29 protein-coding genes are annotated in these 26,495 nt (G+C 72.5%); 15 read left to right on the forward strand and 14 right to left on the reverse strand.

What is annotated here, in order from left to right:
• The first annotated feature begins 12 nt into the window (after positions 1-12).
• The 11 genes from IEZ06_RS12165 (at position 13) to IEZ06_RS12210 (ending at position 10,259) form a co-directional block, all read left to right on the forward strand.
• Positions 13-312, forward strand: coding sequence for a DUF503 domain-containing protein (locus IEZ06_RS12165; RefSeq protein WP_068897117.1), 300 nt, complete (start codon positions 13-15; stop codon positions 310-312).
• Between the two features lie 68 nt (positions 313-380).
• Positions 381-908 (forward strand): 30S ribosome-binding factor RbfA, encoded by a 528-nt coding sequence (rbfA, locus tag IEZ06_RS12170; RefSeq protein ID WP_189236793.1) that lies wholly within the window; start codon positions 381-383, stop codon positions 906-908.
• Positions 905-1,987: a DHH family phosphoesterase gene (locus tag IEZ06_RS12175; RefSeq protein ID WP_229798002.1), complete on the forward strand. Its 1,083-nt coding sequence runs from the start codon at positions 905-907 to the stop codon at positions 1,985-1,987. Before rbfA ends, IEZ06_RS12175 begins: the two co-directional genes overlap by 4 nt.
• 101 nt (positions 1,988-2,088) lie before the next feature.
• On the forward strand, positions 2,089-2,988 hold the full coding sequence (gene truB, locus IEZ06_RS12180) for a tRNA pseudouridine(55) synthase TruB (RefSeq protein WP_189236794.1): 900 nt from the start codon (positions 2,089-2,091) through the stop codon (positions 2,986-2,988).
• 275 nt (positions 2,989-3,263) lie between these two features.
• Positions 3,264-4,217, forward strand: coding sequence for a bifunctional riboflavin kinase/FAD synthetase (locus IEZ06_RS12185; protein ID WP_189236795.1), 954 nt, complete (start codon positions 3,264-3,266; stop codon positions 4,215-4,217).
• A gap of 235 nt (positions 4,218-4,452) precedes the next feature.
• Positions 4,453-4,722 (forward strand): 30S ribosomal protein S15, encoded by a 270-nt coding sequence (gene rpsO, locus IEZ06_RS12190; RefSeq protein ID WP_068896989.1) that lies wholly within the window; start codon positions 4,453-4,455, stop codon positions 4,720-4,722.
• 331 nt (positions 4,723-5,053) lie between these two features.
• Positions 5,054-7,417 (forward strand): polyribonucleotide nucleotidyltransferase, encoded by a 2,364-nt coding sequence (locus IEZ06_RS12195; protein ID WP_189236796.1) that lies wholly within the window; start codon positions 5,054-5,056, stop codon positions 7,415-7,417.
• Positions 7,417-8,727 carry a M16 family metallopeptidase gene (locus tag IEZ06_RS12200; RefSeq protein WP_189236886.1) on the forward strand — a complete coding sequence of 437 codons (1,311 nt, stop codon included), beginning with the start codon at positions 7,417-7,419 and terminating at the stop codon, positions 8,725-8,727. Before IEZ06_RS12195 ends, IEZ06_RS12200 begins: the two co-directional genes overlap by 1 nt.
• 89 nt (positions 8,728-8,816) lie before the next feature.
• Positions 8,817-9,554 carry a 4-hydroxy-tetrahydrodipicolinate reductase gene (gene dapB / locus IEZ06_RS12205; protein WP_229798004.1) on the forward strand — a complete coding sequence of 246 codons (738 nt, stop codon included), beginning with the start codon at positions 8,817-8,819 and terminating at the stop codon, positions 9,552-9,554.
• Positions 9,555-9,688: 134 nt separating this feature from the next.
• The gene (locus IEZ06_RS37895; protein ID WP_505851852.1) at positions 9,689-9,781 is read left to right on the forward strand and encodes a hypothetical protein; all 93 of its coding nucleotides are present in this window, start codon (positions 9,689-9,691) and stop codon (positions 9,779-9,781) included.
• On the forward strand, positions 9,750-10,259 hold the full coding sequence (locus IEZ06_RS12210; RefSeq protein ID WP_189236798.1) for a GNAT family N-acetyltransferase: 510 nt from the start codon (positions 9,750-9,752) through the stop codon (positions 10,257-10,259). Before IEZ06_RS37895 ends, IEZ06_RS12210 begins: the two co-directional genes overlap by 32 nt.
• Before the next feature lie 129 nt (positions 10,260-10,388).
• Here IEZ06_RS12210 and IEZ06_RS12215 read toward each other — a convergent pair whose 3' ends face one another.
• The 5 genes from IEZ06_RS12215 to IEZ06_RS12240 form a co-directional block, all read right to left on the reverse strand.
• Positions 10,389-11,441 (reverse strand): hypothetical protein, encoded by a 1,053-nt coding sequence (locus IEZ06_RS12215; RefSeq protein ID WP_189236799.1) that lies wholly within the window; start codon positions 11,439-11,441, stop codon positions 10,389-10,391.
• A gap of 404 nt (positions 11,442-11,845) precedes the next feature.
• Positions 11,846-12,715, reverse strand: coding sequence for a 1,4-dihydroxy-2-naphthoate polyprenyltransferase (locus tag IEZ06_RS12220; RefSeq protein WP_189236800.1), 870 nt, complete (start codon positions 12,713-12,715; stop codon positions 11,846-11,848).
• A 79-nt stretch (positions 12,716-12,794) separates the two neighbouring features.
• Complete coding sequence (locus tag IEZ06_RS12225; RefSeq protein WP_189236801.1) at positions 12,795-13,406, reverse strand: GNAT family N-acetyltransferase; 612 nt, start codon at positions 13,404-13,406, stop codon at positions 12,795-12,797.
• Positions 13,407-13,533: 127 nt separating this feature from the next.
• Positions 13,534-14,235 (reverse strand): CGNR zinc finger domain-containing protein, encoded by a 702-nt coding sequence (locus IEZ06_RS36250; RefSeq protein WP_229798006.1) that lies wholly within the window; start codon positions 14,233-14,235, stop codon positions 13,534-13,536.
• Between the two features lie 200 nt (positions 14,236-14,435).
• Entirely contained in the window at positions 14,436-15,824 is a 1,389-nt protein-coding gene (locus IEZ06_RS12240; protein ID WP_373293849.1) for an aminotransferase-like domain-containing protein, read from the reverse strand.
• A 16-nt stretch (positions 15,825-15,840) separates the two neighbouring features.
• On the opposite strand from IEZ06_RS12240, the gene IEZ06_RS12245 reads away from it, so the two are divergent.
• Entirely contained in the window at positions 15,841-16,791 is a 951-nt protein-coding gene (locus tag IEZ06_RS12245; RefSeq protein WP_189236803.1) for a DMT family transporter, read from the forward strand.
• A 19-nt stretch (positions 16,792-16,810) separates the two neighbouring features.
• Here IEZ06_RS12245 and IEZ06_RS12250 read toward each other — a convergent pair whose 3' ends face one another.
• Positions 16,811-17,767 (reverse strand): helix-turn-helix transcriptional regulator, encoded by a 957-nt coding sequence (locus IEZ06_RS12250; RefSeq protein ID WP_189236804.1) that lies wholly within the window; start codon positions 17,765-17,767, stop codon positions 16,811-16,813.
• A 92-nt stretch (positions 17,768-17,859) separates the two neighbouring features.
• On the opposite strand from IEZ06_RS12250, the gene IEZ06_RS12255 reads away from it, so the two are divergent.
• On the forward strand, positions 17,860-18,849 hold the full coding sequence (locus IEZ06_RS12255) for an MDR family NADP-dependent oxidoreductase (protein WP_189236805.1): 990 nt from the start codon (positions 17,860-17,862) through the stop codon (positions 18,847-18,849).
• 190 nt (positions 18,850-19,039) lie between these two features.
• Here the strand turns inward: IEZ06_RS12255 and IEZ06_RS12260 are convergent, their stop codons facing one another.
• From IEZ06_RS12260 to IEZ06_RS12275, 4 genes are all read right to left on the reverse strand, one after another.
• The gene (locus IEZ06_RS12260) at positions 19,040-19,693 is read right to left on the reverse strand and encodes a hypothetical protein (protein ID WP_189236806.1); all 654 of its coding nucleotides are present in this window, start codon (positions 19,691-19,693) and stop codon (positions 19,040-19,042) included.
• Positions 19,690-20,484, reverse strand: a complete 795-nt coding sequence (locus IEZ06_RS12265) for a MerR family transcriptional regulator (RefSeq protein WP_189236807.1) — start codon at positions 20,482-20,484, stop codon at positions 19,690-19,692. The genes IEZ06_RS12260 and IEZ06_RS12265 overlap by 4 nt, the downstream gene beginning before the upstream one ends.
• A 117-nt stretch (positions 20,485-20,601) precedes the next feature.
• Positions 20,602-21,048 (reverse strand): type II toxin-antitoxin system VapC family toxin, encoded by a 447-nt coding sequence (locus IEZ06_RS12270; RefSeq protein WP_189236808.1) that lies wholly within the window; start codon positions 21,046-21,048, stop codon positions 20,602-20,604.
• A gap of 5 nt (positions 21,049-21,053) precedes the next feature.
• A complete protein-coding gene (locus IEZ06_RS12275; protein ID WP_189236809.1) occupies positions 21,054-21,344 on the reverse strand; it encodes a FitA-like ribbon-helix-helix domain-containing protein in 291 nt (96 codons plus the stop codon).
• Between the two features lie 173 nt (positions 21,345-21,517).
• On the opposite strand from IEZ06_RS12275, the gene IEZ06_RS12280 reads away from it, so the two are divergent.
• Positions 21,518-21,949 (forward strand): hypothetical protein, encoded by a 432-nt coding sequence (locus tag IEZ06_RS12280; protein WP_189236810.1) that lies wholly within the window; start codon positions 21,518-21,520, stop codon positions 21,947-21,949.
• Between the two features lie 427 nt (positions 21,950-22,376).
• Here the strand turns inward: IEZ06_RS12280 and IEZ06_RS12285 are convergent, their stop codons facing one another.
• The 4 genes from IEZ06_RS12285 to IEZ06_RS12300 all read right to left on the reverse strand — a co-directional run bounded on the left by IEZ06_RS12285 (position 22,377) and on the right by IEZ06_RS12300 (position 25,690).
• Positions 22,377-23,153, reverse strand: a complete 777-nt coding sequence (locus tag IEZ06_RS12285; RefSeq protein WP_189236811.1) for an alpha/beta fold hydrolase — start codon at positions 23,151-23,153, stop codon at positions 22,377-22,379.
• 95 nt (positions 23,154-23,248) lie between these two features.
• Positions 23,249-24,571 carry an RNA polymerase sigma factor gene (locus tag IEZ06_RS12290; protein ID WP_229798008.1) on the reverse strand — a complete coding sequence of 441 codons (1,323 nt, stop codon included), beginning with the start codon at positions 24,569-24,571 and terminating at the stop codon, positions 23,249-23,251.
• Positions 24,572-24,624: 53 nt separating this feature from the next.
• A complete protein-coding gene (locus tag IEZ06_RS12295) occupies positions 24,625-25,149 on the reverse strand; it encodes a GntR family transcriptional regulator (RefSeq protein ID WP_203871886.1) in 525 nt (174 codons plus the stop codon).
• A 58-nt stretch (positions 25,150-25,207) separates the two neighbouring features.
• Positions 25,208-25,690, reverse strand: coding sequence for a GntR family transcriptional regulator (locus IEZ06_RS12300; RefSeq protein WP_068896971.1), 483 nt, complete (start codon positions 25,688-25,690; stop codon positions 25,208-25,210).
• Between the two features lie 107 nt (positions 25,691-25,797).
• Between IEZ06_RS12300 and IEZ06_RS12305 the strand changes: the two genes are divergently transcribed.
• Positions 25,798-26,115, forward strand: coding sequence for a hypothetical protein (locus IEZ06_RS12305; protein WP_229798010.1), 318 nt, complete (start codon positions 25,798-25,800; stop codon positions 26,113-26,115).
• Positions 26,116-26,495 lie beyond the last annotated feature (380 nt).

Here is a 26,495-nt window from a genome sequence, read left to right on the forward strand (position 1 = left end):
GGTGAACCTGACATGTACGTAGGTGCCCTGACATTGGACATCCTGCTCGGCGACGTTCACTCGCTGAAGCAGAAGCGCTCCGTGGTGCGTCCCATCATCGCCGAGGTGCAGAAGAAGTTCCCGGCCGTGGCGGTCGCTGAGACCGGTCACCTGGACCTGCACCGCCGTACGGAGATCGGGATCGCGGTCGTCTCCGCCACCGCCGCCAACTGCGGCGCCGTGCTGGACGACTGCGAGCGCCTGGTCGCCGGCCGCCCGGAGATCGAGCTGCTGTCCGCGCGGCAGCGGCTCTACAACGAGGACGAGGACTAGCAGACGCAGAGGACCGGCCGCGAAGACGCCTTCGCGCCCGGTCGTCTCTGTGAGAAGGGGGAGCGACGATGGACGCCGCACGCGCGCGCAAGATCGCTGACCGTATCCAGCAGGTGGTGGCGGAGATGCTGGAGCGCCGGATCAAGGACCCGCGACTCGGCTTCGTGACCGTGACCGACGCCCGGATCACCGCGGACCTCGGCGAGGCCACGGTGTTCTACACGGTGTTCGGATCCGAGGCCGAGCGGGCCGATTCCGCGGCGGCGCTGGAGAGCGCCAAGGGGCTCATCCGCTCGGAGGTGGGCCGCCAGACCGGCCTGCGCCACACGCCGACGCTGACGTTCACCCACGACCCGCTCCCGGACAGCGCCCGCCACCTGGACGACCTCTTCGCCGAGGCCAGGGCCAGGGACGAGGAGATCGCCAGAAAGCGGGAGAAGGCCCGGCACGCCGGTGAGGCCGACCCCTACCGGCGGCCCAGGGACGAGGGCGACGAGGCCCTCGAAGACGATGAGGACGCCGAGGACGCCGAGGACGGGCAGTCCGGCGGGAGCGCGGGCGGAGCCCCGGACCGCGCCGGACGCCCGGCGACGTGACGCCTGGCGAGACGGCGGCGGGCGACGTGGCGACCGGCGTGACCCGCGCGGAGGCGGTCCGCGGCGGCGCGGCGGCCGGCGGGTCCGGCGGCGGACGCGGCGGGCCGGTGCCGGACGCGGCGGCCTGGGACCGGGCCGCCGAGCTGATCTCGGCCGCCGGCGAGGTCGCGCTGGCCTGCCACGTGTCGCCGGACGGCGACGCGCTCGGCTCGATGCTGGCGGCCGGCGCGGCGCTGCGCGCGGCGGGCAAGCGGGTGACGGCCTCCTTCGGCGACCGCCGCTTCGCGGTGCCCCGGCTGCTGCGCTTCCTGCCCGGCCAGGACCTCCTGGTCGAGCCCGACCGCTACCCCGAGGCCCCGGAGCTGATGGTCACCTTCGACGTCTCCACCGTGGACCGGCTGGGCACGCTGGCGGAGAGCGCGGGCAGGGCCGCGGAGCTGATCGTGGTGGACCACCACCCGTCCAACCCCGGCTTCGGCACGCTCAACCTGATCGACCCCGCCGCCGCGTCCACCACCGCGCTCGTCGAGCGGCTGCTCCACCGGCTCGGCCTGCCGATCGACGAGGCGATCGCCACCTGCCTGTACGTCGGCCTGGTCACCGACACCGGCTCCTTCCGGCACTCCTCGACCACTCCGGCGGCCCACGACATGGCCGCCAGGCTGGTGGCGGCCGGACTGGACACCGAGGAGATCGCCCGCAGGCTGTGGGACGGCTCGCCGTTCGGCTACCTGAAGGTGCTGGGCGCCGCCCTCGGCCGGGTGAGGCTGGAGCCGGAAGTGGGCGGGGGCCTGGTGTGGACGTTCGTCACCCGGGCCGACCGGGCCCCGTACGGCCTGCCGTACGACGAGGTGGAGGGGATCATCGACGTGGTGCGGCGCACCGGCGAGGCGGAGGTGGCCGTGGTCCTCAAGGAGGACGACGACGGCGCCTGGCAGGTCTCCACCCGTTCCCGGGGCGGGGTGGACGTCGCCCGCGTCTGCTCCGCGCTGGGCGGCGGCGGGCACGCCAGGGCCGCGGGCTTCACCTCGCGCCTGCCCGTCGCGGAGACCATGGCCGGTCTCCGCGCGCTGCTGTAGCGGCGTCCTCCGCAAGCCCGTGAAGACGTCCCCGCCCAGAGGACGCGCCGCCGACCTCCCCCCGCTCCCGGGACGGAGGTCTCCACAATCGAGGAGATTCGATGAGCACGGCTCGCGCCAAGCGAACCCCGCCGCCGAGCGGGCTGATCATCGTGGACAAGCCCGCCGACTGGACCTCGCACGACGTGGTCGGCAAGCTCCGCGGCATCGCGGGCACCCGCAGGGTCGGCCACGCCGGCACCCTGGACCCGATGGCCACCGGCGTGCTGGTCGTGGGCGTGGAGAAGGCGACCCGCCTTCTCGGCCACCTGGCGCTGACCGAGAAGGGCTACGACGGCACCATCAGGCTGGGCCAGTCGACCAACACCGACGACGCCGAGGGCGAGGTCATCGCGACGGCGTCGGCCGCGGGCGTGGCGGAGGAGGACGTCCGCAAGGGGATCGCGGCGCTGACCGGCCGGATCATGCAGGTCCCGCCGCAGGTGAGCGCCATCAAGGTGAACGGGCAGCGGGCCTACAAGATGGCCAGGGCGGGGGAGGAGGTCGAGCTCGCGGCGCGCCCGGTGACGGTGTCCGGGTTCGAGGTGGCCGCCGTCCGGCGGGAGGGCGACCTGCTCGACGTCGACGTCTCGGTGACCTGCTCCAGCGGCACCTACATCCGGGCCCTGGCCCGCGACCTCGGCGCGGCCCTGGGCACCGGCGGCCACCTGACCCGCCTGCGCCGCACCCGGGTCGGCCCGTACGACCTGTCGATGGCGCACACGATCGAGGAGCTCGGCCGGGAGTGCCTGATCCTGCCGATGGCCGACGCCGTCGCGGCGGCCTTCCCCCGGCGCGACGTGACCGCGGAGGAGGCGGGCACGGTCGCGCACGGCGGGCGGCTGCCCGCGGCGGGACTGGGACCGGGACCGATCGGGGTGTTCGGGCCGGACGGCGCCCTCGTCGCGCTGGTCGAGGAGCACGGCAGGGTCGCCAAGTCCCTGGCCGTCTTCGCGGGCTGACCCGGATCGGGCCGGTCCCTGGCCGTCTTCGCGGGCCGACCGGGATCGGGCCGGTCCCTGGCCGGTCCCGCCGGAGCGGCGGGACGCGGAGCGGGCGGGGATCCCCCGCGCCGTAGGGCCTCCCCGATGCGGTGGGAACGCCCGGCGCATGGCACGCTTGAGAAGTCGATCCGTCACCGGATACTCAGGGCGGAGGACCTGTCCCTCGGGCCAGGGCGCAACCCCCGATCCCCGGCGGTCCACGCAGGGGAGACGTCGAGAAGGAAGAGGCTGCGGTGCGAAGCTGGCACGGACTGGACGATGTTCCCGACGACTGGGGCAGGTCCGTCATCACGATCGGCGTCTTCGACGGGGTGCACACCGGCCACCAGCAGATGGTGGCCCGCGCCGTGGCGATGGCCGGGCGGCTCGGGCTCCCCTCGGTGGTCGTGACCTTCGACCCGCACCCGGACGAGGTGGTCCGCCCCGGCACGCATCCGCCCCGGCTGACGACGGCCAGGCACCGCACCGAGCTGCTCGGCGCGCTCGGGGTGGACGCGGTCTGCGTGCTCCCCTTCACCCTGGAGTTCTCCCGGATGAGCCCGGACGAGTTCGTGCAGACCGTGCTGGTCGACCGGCTGCACGCGGCGGGGGTCGTGGTGGGGGAGAACTTCCGCTTCGGCCACAAGGCCTCCGGCGACGTCGAGACGCTGCGGACGCTCGGCGAGAAGTACGACTTCGAGGCCGAAGGCGTCCCTCTGGTCAGCGACGGCGAGACCATCTCCTCGACCAGGATCCGCGAGCGGCTCGCCGCGGGGGACGTGGAGGCGGTCACCGCGGCGCTGGGCCGCCCGCACCGGGTGGAGGGCGTGGTGGTCCGGGGATACCAGCGCGGCCGTCAGCTCGGCTTCCCCACCGCCAACGTCGAGTCGCCCGAGTTCACCGCGATCCCGCCGGATGGGGTCTACGCGGGCTGGCTCCAGGGCATCGCGGTGGGCAACCTGCCCGCCGCCTACGACGGTGAGCGCTGGCCCGCGGCGATCTCCGTGGGCACCAATCCGACGTTCGAGGGAGTGGCCCGCACCGTCGAGGCCTACGCGCTCGACCGCGACGACCTGGAGCTGTACGGCGCGCACGTGGCGGTGGAGTTCGGCCGCCGGCTCCGCGACAACCAGAGGTTCGACTCGATCGAGGCGTTGATCGAGCAGATGCACGCCGACGTCGACGAGGCCCGCCGCTTCACCTCCTGAGCGGTCCCGCGGCCCCGTCCCGGCCCCGCCCGCGGGCGCGTCGCCCGCGCCGCGGCGGGGCGCCCGGTGCCGCGGGACGTGCGAGCGGGTCACCGCCGATGGTAGCCTGGCATGTCAGCTCTGTAACCGGTGGTGTCGTAACCCCCGGTCTCTGATCCCGCCACGGCGACTGTAGGCACGCACGGTCGCTCGGGCTCTCGAAATCGCGCGTGCCCGTAGACGTTCAAGGAGAGATGTGTCGCTCGACACCGACGCCAAGAAGCAGATCATCAGTGAGTACGCCAAGAGCGAGACCGACACCGGTTCGCCCGAGGTGCAGATCGCGCTGCTCAGCAAGCGCATCAGCGAGCTCACCGAGCACATGAAGCGCAACAAGCACGACTTCCACAGCCAGCGCGGTCTGCTGCTGCTGGTCGGCCGTCGCCGCCGTCTGCTCAAGTACCTGCAGAGCAAGGACATCCAGCGTTACCGCTCGCTCATCGAGCGGCTCGGCCTGCGCCGATAGCATGAAGGGGGAGCGGCGCCTGCGCCGCTCCCCCGCCTCATGGCCCCGTCCCCGGCGCGTCGCGTCGCGTGAACGCCGGTTCCATGGGCAGACTTAGCAACCCGAGCAAACTGAATAGCCGAGAAAGTGCCCCGCGTCCGAGAGCAAGTGCGCCCCACGGCGTCGAAGGGCCGGTCCTCGGTAGTGGCCCCCGGTCATCGCGGCTCATGCCGCACGCGAACCGGGCGCTTCGATCGAAGACCGGCGCTGCACCTACGGGGCGGCGAAAAGAGGCCCAGGCGCGACACGCGTGCCTGGGGGACGCGGGCGACCGACCACAAGGAGGTCCCCCGTGGAGGGTGTCCACAGCAGCGAAGCCGTCATCGACAACGGCTCTTTCGGCACGCGTACCGTCCGGTTCGAGACCGGCCGCCTCGCGCGCCAGGCGGCGGGCTCCGCCGTCGTCTACCTGGACGACGAGACGATGGTCCTGTCCGCGACCACCGCGTCCAAGAACCCCAAGGAGAACCTCGACTTCTTCCCCCTCACGGTGGACGTCGAGGAGCGCATGTACGCCGCGGGACGCATCCCCGGCTCGTTCTTCCGGCGTGAGGGCCGCCCGTCCGAGGACGCCATCCTCACCTGCCGCCTGATCGACCGGCCGCTGCGCCCGTCCTTCGTCAAGGGCCTGCGCAACGAGATCCAGGTCGTCGCCACCATCATGGCGCTGCACCCGGAGCACCTCTACGACGTGGTCGCGATCAACGCCGCCTCTCTGTCCACGCAGCTCGCCGGCCTGCCGTTCTCCGGTCCGATCGGCGGCGTGCGCGTTGCGCTGATCGAGGGCCAGTGGGTGGCGTTCCCGACCAACACGGAGCTGGAGAGCGCCACCTTCGACATGGTGGTCGCCGGCCGGGTCCTGGACGACGGCGACGTCGCGATCATGATGGTCGAGGCCGAGTCCACCCGCGGCACGCTCAGGCTCATCGCCGAGGGCGCCGTCGCGCCCACCGAGGAGACCGTGGCGCAGGGCCTGGAGGCCTCCAAGCCGTTTATCAAGGTCCTGTGCGACGCGCAGGCCAAGATCGCCAAGGTCGCCGCCAAGGAGACCCGCGAGTACCCCCTCTTCCTCGACTACCAGGACGACGTCCTGGAGGCCGTGACCGCCGCGGTCAAGAGCGAGCTCGCCGCCGCGCTGACCATCGCCGGCAAGCAGGAGCGCGAGGCCGAGCTCGACCGGCTCAAGGCCCTGGCCGCCGAGAAGGTCGCCCCGGACTTCGAGGGCCGCGAGAAGGAGGTCGGCGCCGCCTTCCGGTCGCTGACCAAGTCGCTCATGCGCGAGCGGGTCATCTCCGAGGGCGTCCGCATCGACGGCCGCGGCGCGAAGGACATCCGGCAGCTCAACGCCGAGGTCCACGTCGTGCCCCGGGTGCACGGCTCGGCCCTGTTCGAGCGCGGCGAGACCCAGATCCTGGGCATCACCACGCTGAACATGCTCCGCATGGAGCAGATGATCGACACGCTCAACCCCGAGCGCACCAAGCGCTACATGCACAACTACAACTTCCCGCCGTACTCCACCGGTGAGACCGGCCGGGTGGGCTCGCCCAAGCGCCGGGAGATCGGCCACGGCGCGCTCGCCGAGCGGGCGCTCCTGCCGGTGCTGCCGACCCGCGAGGAGTTCCCCTACGCGATCCGCCAGGTGTCCGAGGCCCTCGGCTCCAACGGGTCCACCTCGATGGGCTCGGTCTGCGCCAGCACGATGTCCCTCCTGGACGCGGGCGTCCCGCTGAAGGGCATCGTCGCGGGCATCGCGATGGGCCTGATCAACGAGGGCGACCAGTACGTCACGCTGACCGACATCCTCGGCGCCGAGGACGCCATGGGCGACATGGACTTCAAGGTCGCCGGCACCAAGGACGTCATCACCGCCCTGCAGCTCGACACCAAGCTCGACGGCATCCCCGCCTCGGTCCTGGCCGCCGCGCTGAAGCAGGCCAAGGGCGCCCGCCTGGCCATCATCGACGTGATGCAGGAGGCCATCGACTCCCCGGCGGAGATGAACGTCACGGCCCCGCGCATCATCACGATCAAGGTCCCGGTCGACAAGATCGGTGAGGTCATCGGCCCGAAGGGCAAGATGATCAATCAGATCCAGGACGACACCGGCGCCGAGATCACGATCGAGGACGACGGCACCATCTACATCGGCGCCACCGACGGCACCTCCGCCGAGGCGGCGCGGTCGGCGATCAACGCCATCGCCAACCCGCACATGCCGGAGGTCGGCGAGCGCTACCTGGGCACGGTCGTCAAGATCGCCGCCTTCGGCGCGTTCATCTCCCTCATGCCGGGCAAGGACGGCCTGCTGCACGTCTCCCAGATCCGCAAGCTGCACGGCGGCAAGCGCATCGAGAACGTCGAGGACGTCATGAACGTGGGTGAGAAGATCCAGGTGGAGATCGCCGAGATCGACTCCCGCGGCAAGCTCTCCCTCGTCCCCGTCGAGGTCGTCGAGAAGGAGGCCGAGGCCCGCACTCCCGACGGGGGAGAGGCCGGCACGCCCGAGTCGGGTGACACGGACGCGGCCCCCGCCGCCCCCGCCGCGGAGCGGCCCGCCGCCTCCGCGCCCGCGGAGGACAAGCCCCGCCGCACCCGCACCCGCACCCGTACGAGCAGCGGCGGAGGCCGCGGGGAAGAAGACCGCAACTCGTGATCACCACCACTCTGCACCCCGGATCCGGAGGTGCCGGGGTCGTGCGGCGCACCGTCCTCCCCGGTGGGCTCCGGGTGGTGACCGAGACCATGCCGACCGTGCGTTCCGTCGCGGTCGGCATGTGGGTCGGCATCGGATCGAGGGACGAGGACCCCGAGCACATGGGGGCCTCCCACTTCCTGGAACACCTGCTGTTCAAGGGGACGCCCACGCGGGACGCGCTGGAGATCTCCGCGGCGATCGAGGGCATCGGCGGTGAGATCAACGCCTTCACCGCCAAGGAGTACACCTGCTACTACGCGCGGGTCCTCGACGAGGACCTGCGGGTGGCGATCGACGTGCTCGCCGACGTGGTGACCTCCTCGCTGATCACCGCCGACGACGTCGAGGCCGAGCGCGGCGTGATCCTGGAGGAGATCGCCATGCACGACGACGACCCGTCGGACGTGGTGCACGAGCAGTTCTCCGCCGAGATGTACGGTGACACGCCCATCGGACGGCCGATCCTCGGCACGGTCGAGTCGATCAACGCGATCGGCCGGGACCGGATCGACGAGTACTACCGGGACCGGTACCTCCCCTCGCGGACCGTGGTGTCGGTGGCGGGCAACGTCACCCACGAGCAGGTCGTGGAGCTGGTCGCCGCCGCCTACGAGCGGGCGGGGGCGCTGGGCGGCGACGCCGAGCCGGTCCCGCCGCGCGTGTCCGGTGAGACCGTCCCGGCCCGCTCCGGCGTCCGGGTGCTGCACCGCCCGACGGAGCAGGCCAACCTGGTCCTCGGCACGACCGGCCTGACCCGCACCGACGAGCGGCGCTTCGCGCTCGGCGTGCTCAACGCGGCGCTCGGCGGCGGCATGTCGTCCCGGCTGTTCCAGGAGATCCGCGAGAAGCGCGGCCTGGCCTACTCGGCGTACAGCTACACCTCGCAGTACGCCGACACCGGCCAGTTCGGCGTCTACGTCGGCTGCCTGCCGTCCAAGACGGACGAGGTGCTGAAGATCTGCCGGGAGGAGCTCCTGCGCGTGGTCGCCGACGGCTTCTCCGAGGAGGAGATCGCCCGCGGCAAGGGCCAGATGCGCGGTGGTCTCGTGCTCGGCCTGGAGGACACCGGCTCCCGGATGTCCCGGATCGGCAAGGGCGAGCTCGTCTACGACGAGCTGCTCTCCGTCGACGAGGTGCTGGCGAGGATCGAGGCCGTGACCCCGGAGGAGATCTCCGAGGTCGCCGCCGACGTCCTCACCCGCCCCCGGACCCTCGCGGTCATCGGGCCCTACGAGGACAAGGACTTCGGCTGGGCCGTCTCGGCCTAGCCGGATCCACCCGGCGCAATCCGCGCGGACGGCCCCGGCACCCGATGCCGGGGCCGTCCGTCGTTCCGCGGCGGTATACCCTTGGGGCCGTGATCAGGGTCGGAGTTCTGGGCGCCCGCGGGCGCGTCGGTGTCGAAGTGTGCAGGGCCGTCGAGGCGGCGGACGACCTGGAGCTGGTCGCGGCCATCGGCAGGGGCGATCCGATCGAGGCCCTGGAGGGCGCCGAGGTCGTGGTCGACTTCACCCACCCCGACACGGTCATGGACAACATGCGCTGGTGCATCGAGCACGGCGTCCACCCGGTGGTCGGCACCACCGGGTTCGACGCCGGCCGGCTGGCGCAGGTCCGCGGCTGGCTGGAGGCCAATCCCGGCGTCAACGCGCTGATCGCGCCGAACTTCGGCATCGCCGCCGTGCTGATGATGCACTTCGCGCAGCAGGCCGCCCGCTACTTCGACTCCGTCGAGATCGTCGAGCTGCACCACCCCAACAAGGCGGACGCGCCCTCGGGCACCGCCCGCCGTACGGCCGAGCTGGTCGCCGAGGCGCGGCGCAAGGCGGGGATGGCCCCGATGCCCGACGCGACCAGCTCCGAGCTGGACGGCGCCCGGGGCGCCGACGTGGACGGCGTCCACGTGCACGCCGTACGGCTGGCGGGCCTGATCGCCCACCAGGAGGTGCTGCTGGGCGGGGACGGAGAGATCCTCACCATCCGGCACGACACCATGAACCGGGCGTCCTTCACCCCCGGAGTGCTGCTCGGCGTGCGCCGGGTCCGGGAGATCCCGGGCCTGACCGTGGGGCTGGAGCACCTGCTCGACCTGTGAGGGATCCCACGGCCGGAACTCCGGTCGTGGGGCCGTTCGTCGTACCCGGTATGACGCGACCTTCGCTCCTCTGCCCGCTCTGCGGCAACTCGGAGTTCCAGCAGGCAGAGGGGCTGTTGGACAGCCGGTGGGGGATGACCACCCGCCGGTTGATCCTGATGATCTGCACACGCTGCCGCTATATCCTCCACTTCTATGACAAGGACTCCATCTTCGACCTCAGCTGAGATCCGCTGGGCGACGGCGGACGAGCTGCCGGGGCTGGCGGCCGTGGAGATCGCGGCCGACGGGGTGTTCGCCCAGGTCGGCATCACCTTCCCGGCCGGGACGACGATGGTCGAGGAGACCGACGATCCGTCCCGGGTGCTGGTGGCCGGTGACCCGCCGGTCGGGTTCGCCATGTTCGGCCGGGTCGACGGCAACGTCCACCTCGACCAGCTCGCGGTCCACCCCGACCACGGGCGGCAGGGCGTCGGCGGCCGCCTGGTGGAGGCCGTCTGCGCCCACGCGGCGTCGGTCGGTTCGGGGGCCGTCACCCTCACCACGTTCCGGGACGTCCCGTGGAACGGGCCGTGGTACGGCCGCCGCGGTTTCACCGTCCTGGACCCGGCCGAGTGGGGACCCGAGATGGCCGCCCTGGTGGAACACGAGCGGGAGCTGGGCATCGAGCTCGCTCCCCGGGTCGTGATGCGCCGCGCCCTGTAGGCGGGGCCGCGCCGCGCCGCGGTGCGACCGGGCGGCCGATCACGGTCGCCCGGCCCGGATCTGCCTGGCCGTCACGGCTCGCGGATCTCCTTCCGGCTCATATCGGCCGCCGGACACGCCGCCCGGCTCTCACCGGACGCAGTGCCAGATCGCCGGTCGGACGTCGGTGGTTCCCGGTACGGGGTGGGTGGCGGCGATCGTGTCGTCGTCCGCCAGGACGGTCACTTCGTCGTCGGGGCCGGGGAAGGTGAAATCGAGCGTCCCGAGCCGCCAGATGTGGTCGAAGAAGTCGTGGTTCGCGCGCTCGTCGGAGTCGGCCCTGGCCAGGCCGTTGCGGTTGATCTGCCCGGCGGAGCTGGTGTCGGCCAGGACGTGGACGGTGCCGTCCTGGTCCCACAGCACGCCGTCGGTGTGGTAGAGGCCCGCGGAGTCCCGGTGCGTGGTGTCGCCCACCACCCGCCCGTTGGAGATCGCGCGCACGATCGTGCGCGTCGCCCCCGGCACCTTGGGCAGATAGGTGACCACACCGTCGCGCCACAGGCCCACCGCGTACGTCCCCTGCTTGCCGTTGAAGTTGAGCAGGATCGTGCCGTCGTCGTCGATGCCCGCGAGGACGGCGTCCTTGGGGAGGGTCAGCGGCAGTATCTCGAACGCGTCCGGGCGGTCACCGGGCCAGCGCACGAAGCTGGTCCGGGCGGCGCCGTTGTCCGCGGTCACCGAGATCTGGCCGAAGACGTCGCCGTCGTCCTCGATGGCCATGGGGTAGGAGTCGAAGGTGCCGGGCGGCTTCGGCAGGGGCTCCATCCTGCCGTTGCGGGTACGCCAGCCCTCTCCTGCGGGCACGATCCAGCCGCTGGAGTTGTAGCCGATGACGGTCCCGGCCCGGTTCTGGCCCCTCACCCTGGTGCGGGCGGTCCCCGTCCCGTAGTCGATGAACGTCCCGTTCTTCCACGTCAGGACCCGGTGCTTTCCGCTGGCGCCCCAGGCCGTGCCGGAGTAGGAGCCCTGGTGGTCCGTTGTCCAGACCATCCCCGACGTCGTTCCGGCGGGCAGGGGCAGCTGCGCGCTCACCTTCCAGGCGCAGCCCGCGGCGGTCGCCGAAGCCGCCGCGGCAGGGGCGTGCAGGATGCCGGCCAGCAGTACCGCGGACAGTGCCGTACCTCGCAGAGTTCTGGATCTCATGACGACCTTTCCCACGTCGTGGCGGGCACGATCGTGCCCTCTGCCACTTTTGGGCACATGCCGCGACTCCTCCACCCCGGTGACACCCCAGGGGATTCGCGGCCGTGGACCCGCGACCGGAACGGGCCCGGCGGCCGAGGGCGAGGGCGAGGGCGAGGGCGAGGTTGCGTGAAGAGGTTGCGTGAAGAGGTTGCGTGAAGCGGTTGCGTGAAGCCGCCTCGCGGAGGGAGGCCTCCGCCGCGGGCAGGGCGCTCAGAGGGCCGGGGTGCTCAGAGCGTCAGAAGGCTCAGAGGGCCGGGGTGCTCAGAGCGTCAGAAGGCTCAGAGGGCCGGGGTGCTCAGAGCGTCAGAAGGCTCAGAGGGCCGGGGTGCTCAGAGCGTCAGAAGGCTCAGAGGGCCGGGGGCTCAGAGTGCCAGGCCGACGGTGAACAGCACGCCGAAGACCAGCTGGAAGCGGCCGGTCTGCTGGAGGGTCGCGATCAGCGCCGGACCGGCGGCGCCCTCGCGGACCGCCCTGACCGGGCCGATCGCCAGCGGGGCGGCGAGCACGCCCAGCGCGGCGAACGGGTGCCAGGGGGCCAGCGCCGGCGCGATGACGAGCGGCAGGACCAGGCAGAGGGCGTAGAGCGTGCGGGTGCGGGTGTCGCCCAGGACGACCGCCATCGTGCGCTTGCCCGCAGGGCCGTCGGTGACGATGTCGCGCAGGTTGTTGACCACCAGCATGGCGCAGGACAGCAGCCCGACGGGGACCGCGGCGGCCAGGGCGGGCCAGGGCAGCCGCTCCAGCTGGACGAACGTGGTGCCCGCCACGGCCACCAGGCCGAAGAAGACGAAGACCGAGATCTCGCCGAGTGCGCGGTAGCCGTACGGGCGGGAGCCGCCGGTGTAGAACCAGGCCGCCGCGATCGACGCCGCGCCGACCAGCAGCAGCCACCACGCGCCGGTGGCCACGACCAGCACCAGCCCGGCCGCGGCGGCGGCCAGGAAGCAGCCCAGCGCGGCCGCCAGGACCTGGCGCGGGGACGCGGCACGCGAACCGACCAGGCGCATCGGGCCGACCCGCTCGTCGTCGGTGCCGCGCACGCCGTCGCTGTAGTCGTTGGCGTAGTTCACGCCGACCTGGAGGGCGAGGGCCACGAACAGGGCCAGCAGGGCGCGCCACCACACCGCCCCGCCGTACCCGATGGCGACGCCGGTGCCGACGGCGACGGGGACGACGGCGGCGGGGAGGGTGCGCGGACGGGCTCCGGCGATCCACTGGCTCGGCGTGGCCATGGCGGTGGCGGGTTTCCTCTCGGACGCGTCGAACGGCCGTGCGGGCCGCTGGCTGGGATGTCGGGGGCCGTGCGGGCCGTCAGCTGATGTCGGTGGCCATGCGGACCATCCGCACCGGGCGGCCCATGTCCAGGACCCGCTCGGCGCCGTCCTCGCCCCAGCCGGCCGACTCCAGGAATCCGAGCAGGGCGTGGTTGTCGACGAACACCCAGGTCACGACGGTGCGGTAGCCGTCCTCGCGCAGGTGGTCGACCGTGGCGTTGAGCAGGCGGCTGCCGTGGCCGCGCCGGACGTGGTCGGGGTCCACCAGGAAGGAGAGCATCTCGGCCGTGACGGTGGGGTCGAGGTCGGGGTCCTCGGCCGGGGCGTGGGAGGCCAGGCCCACCACGCGCTCCGCGCCCTGCATCGCCGCCATGGCCTCGATCCCGCCGGGGCCGAGCGCGGGGAACGCGTCGGTGTCGAGGACGACCTGCTCCACCGCGACCAGGACGCGGTGCAGGGAGGTCGGCGGGGTGACGATCGCCTCGTCCCACTGCCGGCGCCACATCTGCTCGGCGGCCGGGCCGGTCATCTGCTCCAGCGGCCCCTCGGGCAGGAACTCCCTGTAGCCGTATCGCCAGGCGCGGATCTGGGTCTTCGTCACCGCGTCGACATCATCGTGCCGAGCCGCCCGCACGCCTACGTCTGCCATCTCGGCCCGCTCCTTATCTGCCGTACGCCACCAGGACGCGCTGCCTCGCAGGTCTCGTGCCACGCGAGCGGGCATCAGGCGGGTGGACCCGGGAGACAGGCAGTTACACCGTATCGGGGAATCTGGCTCACAGATGACGCGAACCTGTCCCCGTCTGGCGGCGTGCCCGATATGCCCTGGTCTTGGTGCGGTTTCCGCACACCTTCATCGAACACCATGATCGGGAGCGGTTCTTGGAGGAGTCGACGAACGCCCACTGGCAGGTGCTCTCGGTGCACACCTTGAGCCTCGGCCAGAGCCCTTCGACGCGGATCTCCACCACCGCCGCCGCGATCCTCGCGAGCCCGGCCAGGACTCCGGTCCCGACCGGCTCCAACACGGGCCCGCCGGAGGTCAGGACGACCGCGACCGGTAGCCGGTCGAACGACCGGGGGAGTGGGGAGCCGCGGTCCGGGGCGCGGCCTTCGCGGTCCCCGCTGTGCTTCCCGCTGTGCTCTCCGTTGTGCTCTCCGCCGGGACCTTCGCCGCCGTCCGGTCTGACATCTGGACCGTCGCCGGGATCCGGGGCGTCGCCGGAGGCGGGACCGGGTGCGCGGTCAGGACCGTGGTCGGCGCCGGGGGCGTGGTTGGCGCGCAACGCCGCGCGCAGGGTCTCACGGAGGTCGACGGCGGCGGCCAGCTCCTCGTCGCCCGCGGAATCGCCGGCCCCGGCCAGGCCGCGTCTGGCGAGCCAGGCGACGAGCGCCGCCGGGGAGGAGAGCGCGTCGGTGTCGCTCTCGACGTCGTAGCTGTTGACGAACTCGCACACCAGGACGGCGGGCTCGGACATGGACGGATCACCTCTTCGTCACCACTGTATGGCAGTAGGTGGTTCTACTCGCCTCCGACGCCTCCGGAAGCCCCACACCTCCGGAAGGCGGCGGCGGTGCGTCCGATGGGTCCATGAGCCGTACGGCGCTGCCCGAGGCCGCAAGGAGGCCCAAGCCGTACGGCGCTGCTTCAGGGACCGCGGGGAGGCCCGGGACCGGATCATGGGGCCGCCCGCTCCACCGCCAGGGCCAGCCGCCGGACCCCCTCGGCCAGTTCGGAGAGGTGGGCCGCGGCCGTGTGGGTGAGGCGGAGCCGGGGTCCCGGCGGCTCGGCGGGGTAGTGGACGCGTCCCGGGCCGACCAGGACCCCTTCCCTCCGGGCCGCCTCCACCACGGCGTCCTCGTCGAGGTCCTGCGGGAGCCGTACCCACAGGTGCAGGCCGCCCCGGGGCACGAGGTGGGGCTCGGCGGCGGGCAGCCGGGCGGCGAGGGCCGCGAGGAGCGCGTCCCGGCGAGCGGCCAGCTCACCGGTGAGGGCGGACAGGTGGCGGGGCCAGGCAGGGGAGCCGACGAACTCCAGCACCGTCTCCTGCAGCGGCCTGGCCACGAAGAAGGAGTCCACCACCTGACTCGCCCGGAGCCGGTGGGCGGCCGGGCCCCGGGCGATGACCCCGGCCACGCGCACGCTCGGGGACAGGACCTTCGTCAGGGAGTTGACGTGGACCACGGTGCCGTGGGTGTCGAGCGCCACCAGCGGCGGGGGGACGGGCGCGGTCGTGAAGTAGCGGGCGTAGTCGTCCTCCACCACGAACGCGCCCGCGGCCCGGGCCACCGCCAGGACCTGCTCGCGGCGCTCCAGGCCGAGCGTCGCACCGGTCGGGTTGTGCAGGGTCGGCTGGCAGCAGAAGACCCGCGCGCCGGTGACGGCGAACGCCTCGGCCAGGAGCTCGGGCCGCACCCCGTCGCGGTCCGTCGGCACGGCGGTCGCCCGCAGCCCGGCGGCCCGCGCGGCGGCGAGCGCGCCGGGGTAGGCGGGGGTCTCGACGAGCACCGGGGAGCCGGGGGCGGCCAAGGCGCGGAAGGCGTGGGCGAGGGCCGACTGCCCGCCGCCGACCACGAGGACGTCGGAGGGGGTGACGTCCCCTCCGGCCTCCTGGGCGAACCACCGGCGCAGCTCCGCCAGCCCGGAGACCGGCGGGACCGCCCAGGCGTCGGGGCGGCGCAGGGCGCGGGCGGCGGCGGCGCCGAGCGCCCTGGACGGGCAGAGCACGGGATTGAGGTAGCCGCCGGTCATCGGGACGGTCCCCTCGGGCGGCGGCGTGAGCAGCCCGACCACCCGGGTGTCGTCCACCACCCGGTCGCCCAGGGCGACCGTCTGCCAGGAGAGGTCGGCGGGCTCGCTCTTCGCGCGGGCGGACCGGGGCGCGACGTAGGTGCCGCTGCCCGGCCGGGTCACCACCCGTCCCTCGGCCGCCAGCCGGCTGAGGGCCCGCGAGACGGTCACCGGGCTGACGCCGTGACGGCGCATCAGCTCCCGGCTCGACGGCAGTCTGTCCCCCGGCCGGAGCCGCTCCGTCTCCTCGCGGAGGATGGCGGCCAATCGGAGGATACTGCTATCGTCATTCATGAATAGTAAGAGTAGCGCTATCGTCTCAGAGCGGATAGCGGATGAGGCAGGCCCCTCCGCCCCGGGCGTTCCGGGTGCTCCGGGGGGAGCCTGGCAGGGGACGCTGCTGGCCGGGCTCGGGGTGCTCGCGTTCTCCGGCTCGTTCCCCGCGACGGTGTTCGCGATGGAGGGCTTCGACCCCTACCTGGTGGCGATCGGCCGGGCCGTGGTCGGAGCCGTGGCGGCGCTGGCGTTCCTCCTGGCGGCCCGGGTGCCGCTGCTGCCGCCCCGCTCCCAGCTGAGGTCCTACTTGGTCATCGTGGCCGGCGTGGTCTTCGGCTTCCCGCTCCTCAGCGGGCTCGCGCTCGACGCCGGGACGAGCGCGGGGCACGCCGCCGTGGTCATCGGGCTGCTGCCCGCCGCCACGGCCGCCTGCGCCGTACTGCGGGCCGGGGAACGGCCCCGGCCGCTGTTCTGGCTCGCCTGCGGCCTGGGAGCGGTCTCGATCACGGCCTTCAGCCTCAGCCGGGGCGGCGGCCGCGTCAGCGGGGCCGACCTGCTCCTGGTCGGGGCGCTGCTGGCGGCCGCCGCCGGCTACACCGAGGGCGCGCGGCTGACCCGCGAGACCCCCGGCTGGCAGGTGATCTCCCGCGCCCTGGTGGTCGCCGCGCCGCTCACCGTCCCCGCGACCGCCGTCCTGGCGATGACCACCGAGGTCCGGCCGGGGGCCCTCCCGCTGGCCGGGTTCGCCTACGCCGGGCTGGTCGCGATGTTCCTCGGCTTCATCCCGTGGTACGCGGGCCTGGCGCGGGGAGGCATCGCCCGCGCCGGGCAGACCCAGCTCGCCCAGCCGCTGCTGACGCTGGTGTGGGCCTGGCTCCTGCTCGGCGAGGAGGTGGGGGCGGCGACGGTGGGGGCGGCGCTGGCCGTACTGGCGTGCGTCGCGCTGACGCAGCGGGCCCGCTCCTGAGGCGGCGCGGCGAGGAGGGTCATCCGGGTGCGCGGGTGGCCCGGATGAAGCGGGCACCCCACTCCTGGACGTGCGCGGCGAACTCCGGCGGCCCCAGGACCTCGAACTCGGCGCCCACATTGCCCAGCGCCTGGGTCGGCCAGTCGAGGGAGGCCGAGGTCATGGTGAGCCGGCAGCTGTCCTGGTCGAGGGGGTCGACCGTGCCCCAGCGGCCGACCGCCTGCCGCACCCGCGAGGAGGGCGCGTGCACGAGGACCTCGACCGTGTACGGGACCGGGGCTCCGCTCACCGCCTGGACGAAGGCCACGGCGTCCTCGGCCGGGAGCGGGCGCGGCCGGAAGCGCGTGCCGGTCGCCGTCGGCTCGGTCAGCCGGTCGAGGCGGAAGCTACGCCAGTCGTGCCGGCCCAGGTCGTAGGCCACCAGATACCAACGTCCGCCGAGTGCGACGACGCGGTGCGGCTCGACCTCGCGCTCAGTCGGTGCCGAGCCTCTGGCCGTGTAGCCGAACCGCAGCCGCTCCTCGTCCCGGCAGGCCTGGGCGACCGCGGTGAGCACCCCCGCCGCGACGACCGGCCCGGACGCGACAGCGGAGAGGGTCATCGCCCGCAGGGCGTCCACCCTCGCCCGCAGCCGGGGCGGCAGGACCCGTACCACTTTGGTGAGGGCGCGCAGCGACGCCTCCTCCATCCCCGCGATCCCGCTCTGCGCCGCGTCGCCGACGCCCACCGCGAGGGCCACCGCCTCCTCGTCGTCCAGCAGCAGCGGCGGCAGGACGGCGCCGGGCGCGAGCTGGTAACCGCCGTCGGTGCCCCGGGCCGCACCGATCGGGTAACCGAGTTCGCGCAGCCGCTCGATGTCGCGGCGCAGTGTCCGCTCGGAGACTCCGAGCCGGTCGGCCAGCTCCAGGCCGGACCAGTGCCGGTGGGTCTGCAGCAGCGAGAGCAGTCTGAGGGTCCGTGCGCTGGTGTTCGCCATACCGGCATCCTGCCTCGACTTCCGGTCGGAAACTGGCCGGAAGCCTTCCTAGGGTCGATCTCGACGGCCGCACCCGAGGTAAGGACAGAAAAATGATCAGCCGCGAGATCCAGTTGACCGCCCAGATCGCCGGCACCCCCGCGCTCGGCCATTTCACCGTGGCCGAGACCGAGGTGGACGGCGAGGTCCTGGTACGCACCGACCAGATCGGGCTCGCCGCGACCTACCTGGAACTGATGCGGGCCGACTGCACCATCCCGGTCCCGGCCTGGCAGCCGGGGCAGCGGGTGGGAGCGGCCGCCATCGGTACCGTGGTCCGATCCGACAGCCCCGGACTCCAGGCCGGTGACCTGGTCCAGTCGATGACCGGCTGGAGCGAGTACTCGGCCGGTCCGGCCGGCTCGTACCTCAAGCTCGACCGGGGACTCTTCGCCGACCCGGGCTACCACCTCGGCCAGGGGCCGACCGCCTACCACGGGATGGCCGCGGTGGCGGCCGTCGGCGAAGGCGACGCGGTCTTCGTCTCCGGCGCGGCGGGCGGGGTCGGCTCGTTGGCCGGGCAGATCGCCAGGTGCCTCGGCGCGGCGCGGGTGATCGGCAGCGCCGGCAGCCCCGCGAAGGTCGACTACCTGGTGAACGAGCTCGGCTACGACGCCGCCTTCGACTACCACGACGGCTCTACGGCCGACCGGCTGCGGGAGCTCGCGCCCGAGGGCATCTCGGTCTTCTTCGATGTCGTGGGCGGCGAGCAGTACCAGGGCGCACTGCAGGCGGCCCGGCCCGGAGCGCGCTTCGCCCTCTGCGGCTCACTGTCCAGCCAGCTCGGTGACGCGGCGCAGCGCTTTCCGCAGCCCGATCGCGCGGCGGCCGAGGCCAGGGGTGTCGAACTGCTGCCGTTCTCCTGCCACCACACGCCCGATCAGCTCGCGGCCTGGCGCGAGCACTTCAGCGGCTGGCTGGACGAGGGCCGCTTCGTCTACCCGCAGACGGTGGTCGAAGGCGGGATCGAGGACGTGCCGCAGGCGTTCATCTCCCTGCTCCAGGGGTCCTACCGGGGCAATGTCTCGGTGCGCCTGCCGTGACCGCACTCTCCCTCCGGGCCCTGAACCGGGTGCTGAACCGGGCGCTGCCGGACCGCCGGTTCCTGCCGGGGCGCACCGATCGCACCCCGTCGGAGTGATCGGGCGGCCGGTCGCACCGGAGCCGGTGCCGGGACCGCCCGGCCTGCGCGTGGACGAGGCCTACGGCGGACGCGCCGAGCCCGGAGAGCGGTCAACCGGCGTCCCCGGCGGTGGCCTGGTCATGCCGTACGGCCTGCAGCCGGGCCGACAGCGTGCGGACGAACTCCCCGGGGTCGTCGGCGTGCAGGCGGACGAGCGAGGCCGTGCCGGTACGGCCCAGCGGCAGGGTGACGGGGACGGGCGCGGCCAGCTCGACGGTGACCGACGTCCGCGCCGAGACGACCACCTCCAGCCGGTCCCCGTCCAGCCGGACGGTGCCGCCGTCGTGGACGCGCCGGTCCAGCCGGACCCCGGTGATCAGGTGGAGCGGGATCCGCAGGTCGAAGGCGGCGCCGTACCGGACGCGCAGTTCCCCGGCCGAGACCACGTGCGGGCGGGTGACCCCGGCCGCGACGGAGCCCAGGACCTGCGCGACCAGGCAGACGTGCAGCACCAGCACGGCCAGGTGCACGACGGGCCAGGGGATGAGGAACGCCATGGCCGCGCCTTCGAGGACGAGGACGGAGAGCATCGCCAGCATCACCGGGACCTCGCCGCGCAGGTAGCCGAACGCGCGGTCGCCCTCGCGCACGCCGTGCCTCCCGCCGGTCGGCCAGAGCAGCAGGCTCGCGATCGTCCGCCTCTGGTGGCGGACCAGCCGGCCCGCGGCGGTCAGGACGGCCTGCCGCGTCCATCGGTGTGTCATGTGGCGCTCCTGTCCGCCAGCAGGGCCATGACCTGGCGGACCACCTCGGCCTGGGCGGGCGGCAGGTCGGCGAGGAACGCCCGCGCGAACGCCTCCCGCTCCCCGGCCGGAGCCTCTCCGTCCGCGCCGCCGTCGGCGTCCGCGGGCCGCAGGGCCGGATCCAGCAGACCGGAGCGGAGCATATCCGGAGGTACGGCGTCGGCCAGCCGCTCGGCCAGTCCGGGGACCCGCGGATCACCGGGATCGGCGTCGGCCAGCGCGTCCAGCTCCCGGTACAGATCCTCCACCCGGCCCATGTGGCCGGCGTCGGGAGCCGTCTCCAGCAGCAGGCGGTGCGTGTCCGGCCCGGCGGTGGCGTCCAGCAGGGCGAGCAGTTCGCGTTCCCTGGCCAGCATGCCCGTCTCCGCCTGCGGCAGGCGGCTCAGCAGGCCGGTCATCCCGGGGGAGACCGGGTCGTCGGGGTGGAGACTGTCCCGGGTGAGCAGCTCGGCCAGACGGGCGCGTCTGAGCCGGATCTCCTGCTCCTGGCGGGCCAGGTCGGCGTCCAGCTCCGTGAGGATCTCCCGCAGGTCGCGGCCCCGGTCGTCGGCCAGCGCGTCGCCGACCTCGGCCAGGCTGAGGCCCAGCTCGGTCAGGCGCCTGATCCTGGCCAGCGTGACCGCGGCGCGCAGGCCGTACACGCGGTAGCCGTTGGCCCGCCGTTCCGGCTCGGGCAGCAGGCCCAGCCGGTGGTAGTGGCGCACGGTCCTGGTCGACACGCCCGCCAGGGCGGCCAGCTCTCCGATTCGCATGTGCTCATTAGAGACGTTGACGCTACGGCAAGGTCAACGTCCACGGGCGATCATGACCCGGCATGCGGTGTTCGTGTGGGCGACGGTGAGTCACCGCCGCACGGGGCGGAGGCACCATCACACCGGGGTGAAGCCGAGTGCCGTGGCCGCTTCGGATTGGGCGGCGTCACGGCTGGCGAAACCGAGCTTGTCTCCTGGACTCTCCAGTAGCGGGACGGCGGCCAGCTCGGCGGTCGCGAGATGGATCGCGTCGAGGGCCCTCAGCCCGTGGGCGTACACGATCTGGGTGGCTCTGCGCTCCAGGGTGTCGCGGGGTGCGGCGACCAGGGTGACCGGGCCGTCCTCTCCGAGGTCCGACGCGAGGGCGGCGAGCGTCATGTCCAGCTCCAGTAATCGACGGCAGCGGGAGGCGCGGACGAGCACTCCGGTCACCTCCACGACGGTCAAGGTGCCGGTGACAAGAAGATGGTCAGAGCTCTGGAGCAGGGTGCGTGCCCGGTCGTGCCCGGGTTCGTCTAAGAGGTACGCGCAGGCCAGGATGGAAGAGTCGATGTAGGTGAGCATCCGGCTCAGCGGCCTTCGGCCCAGAGGGTGTCGAGGATGGGGCCGAGACCCTTGGTGCTGGACAGTGCGCGTTCACGCTCGGCCTCGGCGACCGGAGTGGAGGGAAGGGGGTCGGCGAGGACGCCGAGCCTCCGGGCGCGCGCGCGAAGCTCCGCCCGGGCGTCCAGAACTTCGTCGGACACGCCGCGGGCGAGGATCTCGCCGGCGGTGGCGTTGATGGAGCGGCCAGTCCGCTGGGCCCGTCGGGTGATGCGCTGGTGGAGATCGTCGTCGATGCGAAGAAGTAACTGCTTCATGAAGGAATGATATCAATCAAAGATGATAAATGATATCACTTGCTTGGTGGCGGTCCGCGTCCGCTCTTCCCGTAGAACCCTGCGTGATTGACGGGGGCTTAGGGATCATTTCGGTTCGAGGTGGGCCGCTGTGCTGCCCGCTGCCCTGGCATGCTGCTGTGGTGGAGAGCGACATGAAGCTGCTGCGCGTGCGTGGTGGTGAGTTGACCGCTGTCGGCTCGTGGGTCTACGTGTGGGTCAGGGCGGGCTCACGGCAGGAGTCCGTGATCTACGTGGGAGGGACCGGCCTTCCGCCAGCGGTACGGATCTGGCTGCACCTGCACGACAGCGATCCCGAAATAGGTCGGCTGGCGGCTCGATACAGCGAGCTGGCGCGTGAAGACCTGGACGTCCTGGCGTTCGCCGTGCCTGGGCATCTCGCACGTCGACTGGTCAAGGACGCTGTCGTGCAGTCGTTGCACCGTCAGGGGATGCTAGCCGAGCAGTACGTTGGTGATCCGCCTGCTGTGCAGCCGATCGCCGAAGACGTTGTCGAGGTGGCAGAGCGGATCGTCACGGCCGTCGTCGGCTACGGCCGCGCGGCGGGCGAGGGATCACCGCGGTGAGGGTGCAGCCTGCGTAGGCAGATCGTGGAGCAGGCGAGGCTGGGCAGCGCCCGATGGGTGTCGGCATGGCGTTTGTGGCGTGTTCACGCTGGAAAGACCACCCGGAACTCGAACGCGCCGTGCCGGAGCATGGGCGGCCGTCTGGTTGCCCCGGCCATCGACATGCTTCCCGCTATGAGCCGCCGGTTCTCCTGGTTGGCGCACGGTCCTGGTCGACACGCCCATCAGGGCGGCCAGCTCTCCGATTCGCATGCGCCCATTAGAGAGGTTGACGCTACGGCGAGGTCAACGTCCACGGGCGATCATGACCCGGCATGCGGTGTCCGCGTGAGCGACGGCGCGACCACGGCGTGGACGGAGGTGGGGACCGGCCGCGGGAGGGCGGCCGGTCCGGGCCGGACGTTCTTGCCGGGTCCGGTTCCTCCGATTACTCCATCAGGAATCCCCTCAGCGCGGGGGCCAGGACCTCCCAGTCCACGTCGTGGCTCTGGCCCTCCAGGACCTGGGAGCGCGCGTCGGGCAGGGCGGCGGTGAGCGCCCGTGCCATCTCGCCGGTCCAGGACCCGGTCCCGGTGCCGTGCAGGACGAGCACCGGGGCCTTGACCGAGGAGATCAGGCCGGGCGGGAGCGTGCCGTCGCCCATGACGGCGGCGTCGTAGGCGAGCGTGTGGGCCAACGCCTCCAGCTCCGGCCACATCGGCGCCCGGCGCATCGTCTCGACCATCTCCCCGGGCAGGCCCACGGTCGCCATGAACAGCGCCATGGCGTCGCCGCGACGGCCCGCGCCGAGCAGCTCGGCGAGCCGGGAGGCGTACTCCCACTGCCTGCGCGGGGCGTCCGGGTCGAGCATGAACGGCGGCTCCCAGAGCGCCAGCCGGGTGACGGGCAGACCGGCCGCCGCCGCGCGCAGGGCGAGGACCGCTCCGGAGGAGTTGCCGAAGAGCGCGGCCGACCCGCCGGCCGCGCCGATCAGCGCGTCGAGGTCCTCGATCTCCCGCTCGACCGTGTACGGCGCGGTGTCACCGCTCCCGCCCCGTCCCCGGCGGTCGTGGTTCAGCACCGTGAACTCCGCCGCCAGCAGCCCGGCCAGAGGCGCGTGGACCGCCCGGGTGCAGGAGGCGCCGCTCACCAGGACGACCGGCGGCCCGTCGCCCAGCCGGTCGAACGCGATCTCGGTGCCGTCGGCGGAACGTACCTTCTCCATGGGAACCCTCTTCCCTCGTATGCGGGTGTGTCCGACCTGGCGACGAACGGATCGGGGCCGGACGGACAGGTCCGCGGGAGGAATCCTCGGAAATCTCAGGGAGTCCGCGGCCCCGTCACCTCGGCGATCCGCCGGGCGAGGTAGCGGCGCTCGGCGCCGGTGGGCGCCAGGACGATCGCCGCGCGGTAGGCGGTCGCCGCCTCGTCCGCGCGGCCCAGGCGGCGCAGCAGGTCGGCGCGGGTGGCGGGCAGCAGGTGGTAGCCGCCCAGCTCTCCGGCCGCCTCCAGCCGCTCCACCAGCGCCAGTCCGGCGGCCGGGCCTTCTGCCATGCCCACGGCGACCGCCCGGTTCAGGCCCACCACCGCGGAGGGGACCAGCCGCGCCAGCACGCCGTACAGCGCGGCGATCTGGGCCCAGTCGGTCTCGGCGGCGGTGGCCGCGGTGGCGTGGCACGCGGCGATGGCGGCCTGGACCTGGTAGGGCCCGGGCCGCCGCAGCAGCAGCGCGTCCTCCAGCACCCGCACGCCCTCGGCGACCGCGGCCGCGTCCCACCGCGTGCGGTCCTGCTCCTCCAGGGGTACCGGCTCACCCGCCGCGTCGAGGCGTGCGGTACGGCGGGCGTCGTGCAGCAGCATCAGCGCGAGCAGACCGCCGGCCTCGGGCTCGTCCGGCATCAGCCGGGCGAGGAGCCGGGCCAGCCGCACGGCCTCGGCGGTCAGGTCCCGGCGGAGCAGATCGGCGCCGGAGCCGGCCGCGTAGCCCTCGTTGAACAGCAGGTACAGCACGCCCAGGACGGAGGCGGTCCGCTCCGGGAGCAGGCGGGCGGGCGGCACCCGGTACGGGACGCCCGCGTTGCGGATCTTGTTCTTGGCCCGGGTCAGCCGCTTGGACATGGTCTCCTCGGAGACCAGGAACGCCCGGGCGATCTCGGCGGTGGCCAGGCCCGCCAGGGTGCGCAGGGTGAGCGCGACCCTGGCCTCGAACGCCAGCGCCGGGTGGCAGCAGGTGAACATCAACCGCAGCCGGTCGTCCGGCACGCTGGCGTCCGACTCCCGTCCCTCCTCGCCGTCGCCGTCGCCGCCGTCGTGCCCGCCGGTCGCGCCGGCTCCGGAGCCCCGCCCGGCCGCGGCCTCCAGCAGGGCCGCCTCGCGCAGCTTGGCCGCGACCACGGCCTGCCGGCGGAGCAGGTCGACGGCCCGGTTGCGGGCGGTGACGGTCAGCCAGGCCCCGGGGTTGCGCGGCACGCCGTCGGACGGCCAGCGCTGGAGCGCCCGCGCGAAGGCGTCCTGCGCGCACTCCTCGGCCAGGTCCCAGTCGCCGGTCAGCCCGATGAGGGTCGCGACGATCCGCCCCCACTCCTCCCGGAAGACCCCGGCGACGGCCGCCTCGACCTCGCTGGAACCTCCTCCGGCCGTCACGGGGGGGACCGCCGGGTGGCGGGGAGCGTCCGGCCGGAGAGGGGAGGGCGCGCTCATGCCGGAAGAAGCGGACGGACCTCGATCGTGCCGTGCCGGGCCACGGGATGCCGGGCGGCCGCCTCCAGGGCCTCGTCGAGGTCGGCGCACTCGATCAGGGAGAAGCCCGCGACGACCTCCTTGGTCTCGGCGAACGGCCCGTCGGTCAGCTTGGATACGCCGTACCGCTGCATGAGGGTCTTCTCGCTGGGGATTCGTCGGTTGACCTTGATTGCTCCCCGCCGGATCTCTTCGATGATCCCGTTTGCGATCTCCTGGTACAGAGGTGTCCTGCGGGGGATGAGAGGGGTGCCCACAGGGCCTACGAAGGTGCCCCTGCCCTGGACCGTGTGAACCAGACCGCGATCACGGAGTTCCCGGGCGGCACGGCGAGCCGTCGTTCGGGCGATGGCATGGTCGGCTTCGAGTTCTGCTCCGCTGGGCACCCCCTCGCCAAGAGAGAGCTCTCCATCCTCGATGCGTCGTTGCACGAGATCGGCGATCTGCATGTAGACCGGTACGGGTCCGTCTCTGTCAGGCACGGGTAAAAAGCTAGACGTGGCGGTACATCTAGGTGAGGAAACCGGAGAAGTTCCAGGGTCACTCGTGCGGCCATTTCTCCCGGGGGGAGACGAAGCTGCCTCGTTGCGGCACGGTGTAGATCCATCCCTGCTCGCGAAGCAGGCCGACCGCGCGGCGGGCTGTCTCCCTGGCCACTCCGTACTGCTCCACCAGCGCTGTTTCACTGGGGATGGAGCGGCGAGGGCGTAGGTCGCCACCACGGATGCGCTCGACGAGGTCTTCTGCGATCTGCCGGTACATCGGGGTCTTCCGTGTTTGCCGGGCGCCCTTGTCCGGTGGGCCGACGAAGGTGCCCTCACCTTGGACCGTGTAGACGAGCCCTTCCTCACGAAGCATCTGCACGGCTCGTCTGGCGGTCGTCCTCGCCACACCGAACTCATTTCGGATGTCGGCCTCGCTGGGGACCACATGTCCTGGCGGAAGTCCCGCTTCAGTGATTCGCTGCCGGATGATCTCAGCGATCTGCAGATAGAGATGAGTGTCGCCGTCGGGATCGAGCACTCTCCGAAGATAGACGAACGGGAACGATCCTGTGCAAAATGGGACATCTATTGAGGCGAAATACTTCGACTTTGACGAGAGGATACAACTAGACGTATGGTCTTCCTGTGGCCGTGCAGGAGGCGAATGTGATGGTCGTGGCGCTGGGAGAGGAGCTTCACGGTCGTCATGTGGGGGCGTTGCGGGAGAGGCATCAGCGGATCGACTGGCGGCCGGAGGTGCCGCGAGCCGATCGGATCCGGGTGAAGGAGCACACATGCTGCTGCAAGGCGACGTTCTACGAACTCTGCCAGGCGGGCGGGCTGATGTTCGTCCGGCGTACGCACCGCTTGGGAGACGCGGTGGTGGTGCACGAGTCGCCGTGGGTGCGGGTGAAGGAGGCGGAGGAACTGTGGTTCCTGCTGTTGATGGGAAGCGCCCGCTGACGGGTTCGGCCGGGCCGTCCGTACCGAGGTCCGGCCGGTCGGCCGGAGCGACCGCGTTGACGGGCCGGGTCGAGGACCCCGGTCTGAGGACCACCGGGGCTTCCGTGCTGGCGGCGGCCGGTGAGAGGTCCGCGTCGATGGGCCGGTAGGCGCGTCCGGCATCAGAGAGCTCCCGGTCCTTCCGTGTGCCAGGGGTCACCGGAAGGGCCGGGCGGTGGTCCCGCGACCTTGAGGGGGGCGCGGGGCCACCGATCGAGAACCCCCGGCAGCAGTCCCTCACATCCCACCTGCTGCCGGGCTCAGACCTGTCGTGAGCCTCCCGCCGTGTGAAGGCGGGGGATTCGGCGGCAGGCCCCGTGCACCCGCCGGTGGAGCACCGG

This window comes from Planomonospora antibiotica (assembly GCF_014647955.1).
In the GTDB taxonomy this organism is placed as follows: domain Bacteria; phylum Actinomycetota; class Actinomycetes; order Streptosporangiales; family Streptosporangiaceae; genus Planomonospora; species Planomonospora parontospora.